The sequence below is a fragment of the Burkholderia sp. lig30 genome, from assembly GCF_000687455.2.
In the GTDB taxonomy this organism is placed as follows: Bacteria; Pseudomonadota; Gammaproteobacteria; order Burkholderiales; family Burkholderiaceae; genus Burkholderia.
Genome location: NZ_JGVW01000094.1, coordinates 23,349 through 32,207, shown reverse-complemented (window position 1 = coordinate 32,207; position 8,859 = coordinate 23,349). Strand labels below are relative to the sequence as shown.

The 8,859-nt window shown below is 65.9% G+C and carries 9 protein-coding genes; 7 read left to right on the top strand and 2 right to left on the bottom strand.

Going from position 1 to position 8,859, the window contains the following annotated elements; translation table 11 throughout:
• A partial coding sequence (locus tag LIG30_RS18935) for a 3-hydroxybutyrate dehydrogenase (RefSeq protein WP_038714443.1) occupies nt 1–674 on the top strand: 674 nt, incomplete at its 5' end.
• Nucleotides 675–807: 133 nt separating this feature from the next.
• Here LIG30_RS18935 and LIG30_RS18930 read toward each other — a convergent pair.
• Nucleotides 808–2,007, bottom strand: a complete 1,200-nt coding sequence (locus LIG30_RS18930) for an amino acid aminotransferase (RefSeq protein ID WP_038714441.1) — start codon at nt 2,005–2,007, stop codon at nt 808–810.
• Nucleotides 2,008–2,267: 260 nt separating this feature from the next.
• Here LIG30_RS18930 and uvrB point away from each other — a divergent pair, with 260 nt between their 5' ends.
• The 6 genes from uvrB to LIG30_RS18900 all read left to right on the top strand — a co-directional run bounded on the left by uvrB (nt 2,268) and on the right by LIG30_RS18900 (nt 8,264).
• Entirely contained in the window at nt 2,268–4,358 is a 2,091-nt protein-coding gene (gene uvrB, locus LIG30_RS18925) for an excinuclease ABC subunit UvrB (protein WP_038714439.1), read from the top strand.
• Nucleotides 4,359–4,571: 213 nt separating this feature from the next.
• The gene (locus tag LIG30_RS18920) at nt 4,572–5,123 is read left to right on the top strand and encodes an iron transporter (protein WP_038714438.1); all 552 of its coding nucleotides are present in this window, start codon (nt 4,572–4,574) and stop codon (nt 5,121–5,123) included.
• A gap of 56 nt (nt 5,124–5,179) precedes the next feature.
• Entirely contained in the window at nt 5,180–5,512 is a 333-nt protein-coding gene (locus tag LIG30_RS18915) for a cupredoxin domain-containing protein (protein WP_038714436.1), read from the top strand.
• A 55-nt stretch (nt 5,513–5,567) separates the two neighbouring features.
• Nucleotides 5,568–6,410 carry an FTR1 family iron permease gene (locus tag LIG30_RS18910; protein ID WP_038714434.1) on the top strand — a complete coding sequence of 281 codons (843 nt, stop codon included), beginning with the start codon at nt 5,568–5,570 and terminating at the stop codon, nt 6,408–6,410.
• A complete protein-coding gene (locus LIG30_RS18905; protein ID WP_038714432.1) occupies nt 6,407–7,804 on the top strand; it encodes a 4Fe-4S binding protein in 1,398 nt (465 codons plus the stop codon). Before LIG30_RS18910 ends, LIG30_RS18905 begins: the two co-directional genes overlap by 4 nt.
• A gap of 55 nt (nt 7,805–7,859) precedes the next feature.
• Nucleotides 7,860–8,264, top strand: a complete 405-nt coding sequence (locus tag LIG30_RS18900; RefSeq protein ID WP_038714430.1) for a GlcG/HbpS family heme-binding protein — start codon at nt 7,860–7,862, stop codon at nt 8,262–8,264.
• A 240-nt stretch (nt 8,265–8,504) separates the two neighbouring features.
• On the opposite strand, the gene hemP is transcribed toward LIG30_RS18900, so the two are convergent.
• The gene (gene hemP, locus LIG30_RS18895) at nt 8,505–8,753 is read right to left on the bottom strand and encodes a hemin uptake protein HemP (protein ID WP_038714428.1); all 249 of its coding nucleotides are present in this window, start codon (nt 8,751–8,753) and stop codon (nt 8,505–8,507) included.
• Between the last annotated feature and the right edge of the window lie 106 nt (nt 8,754–8,859).

The following is an 8,859-nucleotide window of genomic DNA, read 5'->3' as shown; positions in this document are numbered from 1 at the left end:
TGAACCAGGACGGCGCGAACGCGGTCGCCGAGCAGATCAAGGCGGCGGGCGGCAAGGCGATCGGCATCGCGATGGACGTGACGAGCGAGGACGCGGTCAACAGCGGGATCGACAAGGTTGCCGAAACGTTCGGCTCGGTCGACATTCTGGTGTCGAACGCCGGCATCCAGATCGTCAATCCGATCGAGAACTACGCGTTCGCCGACTGGAAGAAGATGCAGGCGATCCACGTCGACGGTGCGTTCCTGACGACGAAGGCCGCGCTCAAGCACATGTACAAGGACGACCGCGGCGGCGTGGTGATCTACATGGGCTCGGTGCACTCGCACGAGGCGTCGCCGCTGAAGTCGGCATACGTGACGGCCAAGCACGGGCTGCTCGGTCTCGCGCGGGTGCTGGCGAAGGAAGGCGCGAAGCACAACGTGCGCTCGCACGTCGTGTGCCCGGGCTTCGTGCGCACGCCGCTCGTCGACAAGCAGATTCCGGAGCAGGCGAAGGAACTCGGGATCAGCGAAGAGGAAGTCGTGAAGAAGGTGATGCTCGGCAACACGGTCGACGGGGTGTTCACGACGGTGCAGGACGTCGCGCAGACGGTACTGTTCCTGTCGGCGTTCCCGAGCGCCGCGCTCACCGGCCAGTCGCTCGTCGTCAGCCACGGCTGGTTCATGCAGTGACGCGCGTTGCGTTGCCGCAAGCACCTGTGTGGCGGGCGGCAGTGACGCGATGCAACAAAAAAAACGCGCTCCCCGGGAGCGCGTTTTTTGTCGGACGGGCAGGGCGGCGGAATGCGGCCGCCCAGGTTCCGACTTACTTCAGGACGGCTGCGACCGCGTTCGCGACGACGTCGAGGTTGCGCGTATTCAGCGCGGCGACGCAGATCCGGCCCGTGCCGACGGCGTAGATGCCGAACTCTTCGCGCAGACGGTCGACTTGCGCCGACGTCAGGCCCGAATACGAGAACATCCCGCGCTGCGCGTTGATGAAGCTGAAGTCGCGATCGATGCCGCTTGCCTTCAGGCGCTCGACGAGGCCGTTGCGCATCGAGCGGATGCGGTCGCGCATTTCGCCGAGTTCCTGCACCCACGATGCGTGCAGTTCCGGCGATGCGAGCACTGCCGCCACGATCGCGCCGCCGTGCGTCGGCGGGTTCGAGTAGTTCGTGCGGATCACGCGCTTGAGCTGCGACAGCACGCGCGTCGCTTCGTCCTTGCTCGACGTGATGATCGACAGCGCGCCGACGCGCTCGCCGTACAGCGAGAACGACTTCGAGAACGACGACGATACGAACGCGTTCAGGTCGGCCGCGGCGAACAGGCGCACTGCCGCTGCGTCCGCTTCGATGCTCTCGCCGAAGCCCTGGTAGGCGATGTCGAGGAACGGCACGAGGTTGCGCGCCTTCACGACCTCGACGATCTGCTTCCATTGCGCTTCCGTCAGGTCGACGCCCGTCGGGTTGTGGCAGCACGCGTGCAGCACGATGATCGTGCCCGCTTCGTAGCTGTTCAGCGCCGCCAGCATCGCATCGAAGTTCACGCCGTTGGTCTTCGCGTCGTAGTACGGATATGCGACCACTTCGAAGCCGGCCGCTTCGAACAGCGCGCGGTGGTTTTCCCAGCTCGGATCGCTGATCGCGACCTTCGCGTTCGGGTTCACCGTGCGCAGGAAGTCGGCGCCGATCTTCAGCGCGCCGGTGCCGCCCAGCGCCTGGGCCGTGACCACGCGGCCTGCGGCGATCAGCGGCGAATCGTTGCCGAGCAGCAGCTTCTGCACGGCGGCGTCGTAGGCGGCAATGCCGTCGATCGGCAGGTAGCCGCGCGGCAGGCCCGCGTCGACGCGCACCTTCTCCGCCTCGCGCACTGCGCGCAGCAGCGGAATCTTGCCTTCTTCGTTCGTGTACACGCCCACGCCGAGATTGACCTTGGTCGGACGGGCATCGGCGTTGAAGGCTTCGTTCAGGCCCAGGATCGGATCACGGGGGGCAAGCTGGACAGAGGAGAAGAGCGACATGATGGTTCGGCTGTAGTGAAAAGAGGGTCAGGCTTCGATCCGGCGGGGGCGGGGCGCGGCAGGCCGCGCGCGGACGGGCACGATGCCGGAAAGAAAGCGCAGCAGTTCGTCATTGTAGCGAATTCGCCGGGGTTTTTTCGGGTCGCGATGCGGCGATCCGCGATTTTCGCGCGCACGCCGCCGCGTGTCCGTGGCCGGCGGCAGTTCGTTCGGGCGCGAAGCGCTAAAATGATTTTTTGTTCTCGCTCCGGCCGCATTCCATGTCCGTACATCATGCCGAAGTCGGCGACGCGCTCGACGAATCGAAATTCGCGACCTTCGACGCGTCGCCGTTCCAGCTCTATCAGCCCTATCCGCCAGCCGGCGATCAGCCGAGCGCGATCGCGACGCTGGTGGAGGGCGTCGAGGACGGCCTCGCGTTCCAGACGCTGCTCGGCGTGACGGGCTCGGGAAAGACCTTCACGATGGCGAACACGATCGCGCGGCTCGGCCGCCCGGCGATCGTGTTCGCGCCGAACAAGACGCTCGCCGCGCAGCTCTACGCGGAGTTCCGCGAGTTCTTCCCGCGCAACGCGGTCGAGTATTTCGTCTCGTACTACGACTATTACCAGCCCGAGGCCTACGTGCCGCAGCGCGATCTCTTCATCGAGAAGGATTCGTCGATCAACGAGCACATCGAGCAGATGCGGCTGTCGGCGACGAAGAGCCTGATGGAGCGCCGCGACGTGGTGATCGTCGCGACCGTGTCGGCGATCTACGGTATCGGCAATCCGTCCGAATACCACCAGATGATCCTGACGCTGCGCACCGGCGACAAGCTCGGGCAGCGCGACGTGATCGCGCGGCTGATCGCGATGCAGTACACGCGCAACGAGTCGGATTTCCAGCGCGGCACGTTCCGCGTGCGCGGCGACACGATCGACATCTTCCCGGCGGAACACGCGGAGATGGCGGTGCGCGTCGAGCTGTTCGACGACGAGGTCGACACGCTGCAGCTGTTCGACCCGCTGACGGGCCGCGTGCGGCAGAAGATCCCCCGCTTCACCGTGTATCCGTCGTCGCACTACGTGACGCCGCGCGACACCGTGATGCGTGCCATCGAGACGATCAAGGACGAGCTGCGCGAGCGGCTCGAGTTCTTCCATCGCGACGGCAGGCTGGTCGAGGCGCAGCGGCTCGAGCAGCGCACCCGCTTCGATCTCGAGATGCTGCAGGAGCTCGGCTTCTGCAAGGGCATCGAGAACTACTCGCGGCACTTCTCCGGCGCCGCGCCGGGCGAGCCGCCGCCGACGCTGGTCGACTACCTGCCGCCCGACGCGCTGATGCTGCTCGACGAGTCGCACGTGCTGATCGGCCAGCTGAACGGCATGTACAACGGCGACCGCGCGCGCAAGGAGAACCTCGTCAATTACGGCTTCCGGCTGCCGTCCGCGCTCGATAACCGGCCGCTCAAGTTCCCCGAGTTCGAGCGCAAGATGCGCCAGGTGATCTTCGTGTCGGCGACGCCGGCCGACTACGAGCAGCGCGTGACGGGACAGATCGCCGAACAGGTGGTGCGGCCGACCGGGCTCGTCGATCCGGAAATCGAGGTGCGTCCAGCAAGCACGCAGGTCGACGACGTGCTCACCGAGATCAACGCGCGCGTGAAGGCCGGCGAGCGCGTGCTGATCACGGTGCTGACCAAGCGGATGGCCGAGCAGCTGACGGAATTCCTCGCCGATCACGGGGTTCGGGTGCGCTATCTGCACAGCGACATCGACACCGTCGAGCGCGTCGAGATCATTCGCGACCTGCGGCTCGGCACCTTCGACGTGCTGGTCGGGATCAACCTGCTGCGCGAAGGGCTGGACATCCCGGAAGTGTCGCTGGTGGCGATCCTCGATGCGGACAAGGAGGGCTTCCTGCGCGCCGAGCGCTCGCTGATCCAGACCATCGGCCGCGCGGCGCGCAACGTCAACGGCAAGGCGCTGCTGTACGCGGACAGGATGACCGACTCGATGCGGCGCGCGATCGACGAGACGGAGCGCCGCCGCGCGAAGCAGATCGCGCACAACGCGAAGCTCGGCATCACGCCGCGCGGCGTGGTCAAGCGCATCAAGGACATCATCGACGGCGTGTACAGCGCCGATGAGGCGCGTGCGGAGCTGAAGGAGGCGCAGCAGCGCGCGAAGCTTGAGGACATGTCCGAGAAGCAGATCGCGAAGGAAATCAAGCGCCTCGAAAAGCAGATGGCTGACTACGCGAAAAATCTCGAATTCGAGAAGGCCGCGCAGACGCGAGACCAGCTCGCGCTGTTACGCGAACGGGTCTTCGGCGCGAACGTCGGCGATCACGTGGGCGGCATCCAGTAATCCCGCTCCTGCTGCCCGGGCGCCGGTTATCCGCTCGTCATCCTTGTTGGATCAGGGATTGGCGCGATTATCGGTTTGTCCCCGGGCGCGTTCGGTGCTACACTCCCCCAAGTATTGAGAATAGTTCGCATTAACGTTCTTCATTGCCTTTGCGTTTGCCGTAAGCCATCAGGCCGGGCGGCGGCGCGTGTCTCAGAAAAACAGGGAGTGTCCATGTTGGGTTCTTCGTTCATCCGCACTTCGGTTGCGGTAGCGGCGGCGCTGGCCGCCATGTCGGCATCGGCCGCGGAATATCCGATCGGCAAGCATCAGATTCAGGGCGGGATGGAAATCGGCGCGGTGTACCTGCAGCCGATCACGATGGATCCGGAAGGGATGATGCGCAAGGCGTCGGATTCCGACGTCCACCTCGAGGCGGACATCCACGCGGTGAAGAACAACCCGAGCGGCTTCGCGGAAGGCGACTGGATGCCGTACCTGCAGGTCACCTACAAGCTGACGAAGCAGGGCGACGCGAAGTGGAAGTCGGAAGGCGACCTGATGGGCATGGTGGCGAGCGACGGCCCGCACTACGGCGACAACGTGAAGCTCGACGGCCCCGGCAAGTATCACCTGACGCTGACGGTCAAGCCGCCGATGCAGATGGGCCACATGGCGTTCGGCCGCCACGTCGACAAGGAAACCGGCGTGGGCCCGTGGTTCAAGCCCATCGTCCTCGAATACGACTTCCCGTTCGCCGGCATCGGCAAGAAGGGCGGTTACTGATCGGTTGCATAACGGACGGCGCGCCTCGGGCGCGCCGTCGTCGTAGAGAGCCAGGAATGACATTCCCCCAGAAATTCGTTGCGGCGGCTGCCGCGGTGTTGCTCGCCGGCGCCGCCCAGGCCGCGGATCTGTTGACGTTCAAGCTCGAGATGGCGGACGGCAGGCTGAATCCCGCCCGCATCGAAGTGCCGGCCGGCCAGCGCTTCAAGATCGAGATCCGCAACACCGGCAAGGGCGCCGCCGAATTCGAGAGCGTGCAGCTGCGCAAGGAGAAGGTGCTCGCGCCGGGCACCGACTCGTTCGTCGTCGTCGCGCCGCTTTCGCCGGGCGAATACAAGTTTTTCGACGATTTCCACCAGCAGGCGCAGGGCGTGATCGTCGCGAAGTAATGCAGTTTCAACTGCGCGCGGGCGCTTGCGCGCGTCGCGCGTCAGGGAGTTATCGATGGGTCAGATCTTGTTCATCGTCTGGCGGGAGAGCGTCGAGGCGCTGCTCGTCGTCGGCATCCTCTATGCGTGGCTGAAAAACGGCGACGACGACGCGCGCCGCGGCCTGCCGTATCTGTGGGCCGGCGTCGGCGCCGGGCTGCTGATGGCCGTGGCGCTCGGCGGCGCGCTCGTCGGCTTCACCGAAGTGCTGTCCGGTGACGCCCAGGACTATTTCCAGACCGCGATGGTGCTGATCGCGTGCGTGCTGATCGTGCAGATGGTGCTGTGGATGCGCCAGCATGGCCGCACGCTCAAGCGCGACATGGAGCAGTCGCTGCAGAAGAGCACCCAGGACGCGAACTGGTGGGGCGTCGCCGTGCTGGTCGCGCTTGCGATCGCGCGCGAGGGCAGCGAGACGGTGATCTTCCTGTACGGCCTCGGCTTCGGCCAGTCGGGCCACGTCGACGCGAGCCAGATGCTCGCGGTCGCGATCGGCCTCGGCCTCGCGATGCTGACGTTCTTCCTGCTGCAGCTCGGCGGAAAGTATTTCTCCTGGCGCCATTTCTTTCGCTTCACTGAAGTCATGCTGCTGTTGCTCGGCGCGGGCCTCTTCCAGACGGGCGTCGACAAGCTGATCGACAAGGAGATCCTGCCGGTCGGCATCGCACAATTGTGGGACACGTCCGCGATCCTCGACGACTCCGGCACGTTCGGCTCGCTCGTCGCGACGCTGACAGGCTACCGCGCGCATCCGGCGCTCGCGAACCTGATCGCGTATGCCGCGTACTGGGCAGTCGTCTGGCTGCTGCTCAAGCGCGCCAGCCGGCGCCCGGCCGCGACGGCAGGGCGCGCGGCATGAGCGCGGTCCTCGGCGGCAAACCGGGCCGGCTCGCGCAGGCCGGCCAGTGGATGCAGCGCCACGGCGCGCTGATTCGCGGCATCCAGTGGGGTGTCGTGGCGGTCTATGCGTTCCTGATCATCGTGCCGGCATGCATGCCGCTGCCGGACGATTCCGCGCACCTCTGGAGCAACCTGACGCTCGCCGCGCAATTCGTGTTCTGGGGCATCTGGTGGCCGTTCGTGCTGCTGTCGATGGTGATGCTCGGGCGCGTCTGGTGCGGCGTGCTCTGCCCCGAGGGCGCGCTTTCCGAGTACGCGAGCCGGTTCGGCCGCGGCCGAGCGATTCCGCGCTGGATGCGCTGGGGCGGCTGGCCGTTCGTCGCGTTCGGGATCACGACGATCTACGGGCAGATGGTCAGCGTCTACCAGTATCCGCTCGCGGTGCTGTTCGTGCTCGGCGGCTCGACGGCGGCCGCGATCGTGATCGGCCTGCTGTACGGCCGCGAAAAGCGCGTGTGGTGCAAGTACCTGTGCCCGGTGAACGGCGTGTTCTCGCTGCTCGCCCGTCTCGCGCCGATGCGCTACAGGGTCGACGAGGATGCGTGGCGCCGTTCGTACAAGCACGGCGAGGGCGGCCATCGCGTGATTCCGGTGAATTGCGCGCCGCTGGTGCCGCTGCGCAACATGAAGGGCGCCGCCTCGTGCCACATGTGCGGCCGCTGCAGCGGCCATCGGGATGCGATCGCGCTGTCGTGGCGCTCGCCGTCGGAGGAGGTCGTGACGCTCGGCGCGCAGCAGGCGAACCCGTGGGATACGGCGCTGATCCTGTACGGCCTGCTCGGCGTCGCGATCGGCGCGTTTCACTGGACCGTCAGCCCGTGGTTCGTGCAGATCAAGCAATGGCTGGCGGGCTGGCTGATCGATCACGACATCACGTGGCCGCTCGAGACCAACGCGCCGTGGTTCCTGCTCACGCATTATCCCGAGCGCAACGACGTGTTCTCGTGGCTCGACGGCTCGCTCGTCGTCGGCTACATCGTCGGCACGGGGCTTGTCTACGGCACCGCACTGCTCGTGCTGCTGGCCGGCGCGACCGCGATGCTCGGCCGTTTCGACCGGGTGCGGCTCCATCATCTCGCGCAGGGGCTGATTCCGCTCGCCGGCGCGGGCGTGTTCCTCGGTCTGTCGGCGACGACGCTGTCGCTGTTGCGTGCCGAACATGTGCCGCTGGGATGGGCGTCGGACGTGCGCATCGCGATCCTCGTCGGCGCCAACGCGTGGAGCGCATGGCTCGCATGGCAGGTCACGGGGCGCTACGCGGCGTGGCCGCGCCGCCTGATGGCATTCGCATGGTTCGCCGCCGCGCTGGCGGTCGTCGACAGCGCGTGGTGGCTGATGTTCTGGGGTTTCTGACGCGACGGTATCATGCTGTCCGATGCCCCATTACGCAGAGACCAGGAGAGCCACGATGAAAACCAAACCCGTCCTCACCAGCGACGACGTCAAGAAGATGGCCGCTGCCGCGGAAGCGCATGCGGCCGACAACCAGTGGCCGGTGACGATCGCGATTTTCGACGACGGCGCGCACCTGCTGTATCTGCACCGAATGGACGGCGCCGCGCCGAGCACGGTCGAGATGGCGATCGGCAAGGGCCGCACGTCGGCGCTCGGCCGCCGCGAGAGCAAGGCGTATGAGGAAATGGTGCTGCAAGGTCGCGTGTCGTTCCTGAGCGCGCCGCTCGTCGGCCTCGTCGAGGGCGGCGTGCCGATCGTCGTCGATGGCGCGACTGTCGGGTCGATCGGCGTGTCGGGCGTCAAGTCCGAGCAGGATGCTGCCATTGCGCGCGCCGGCATCGCCGCGTTGACGAACTGATGCCAAGGCGCTGAGCGCGATCCGGATCGCGCGTGTTGCGTCGCGCGCAAAGGCAAAAAGGCGGCACGTCCATCGACGTGCCGCCTTTTTTCATTCCGCGAGAACCAAAAAGATGGCCTGGCTTGCTCGAACGGCTGCTTGAGTGTGTCTGCACGAAGGGGTCTAGATCTCGCGTGCAAGCCGTTGCGCTGGCTACTGCCCAACACCTCTCGAGGAGGTGGTCCCCACAATACCCGGTTCCTACTTCGTCAGAATCAGCTTGCCGAGCCGCGTGGCGCGAAGCTGATAGGTTTCCCCGTTATGCGCGATGCTGATGTGACTGTGGCCTTGCAGCAGCGCGTCGCTGGTGAGGGTTCGCGTGCCGGCGTCCTGGCGCGCCTGAGCGGGCTTCGCCGGCGTTGTCACCGCCGCCGTTTTCTGGCGGGCGGCACCCGCGGCGCCGCCGGGGCGGCGCAAGGTCAGCGTGGTCGGGCGCATGGTGTCGGTCATTCGGTTGATCGGTCAATGTCGATGCGATGGAATAAATAGTAAATGATAACCATTCCCATTTGCAGCGACTCTTTATTGATCGGATGCCGCAATTCGATAGCGTGCA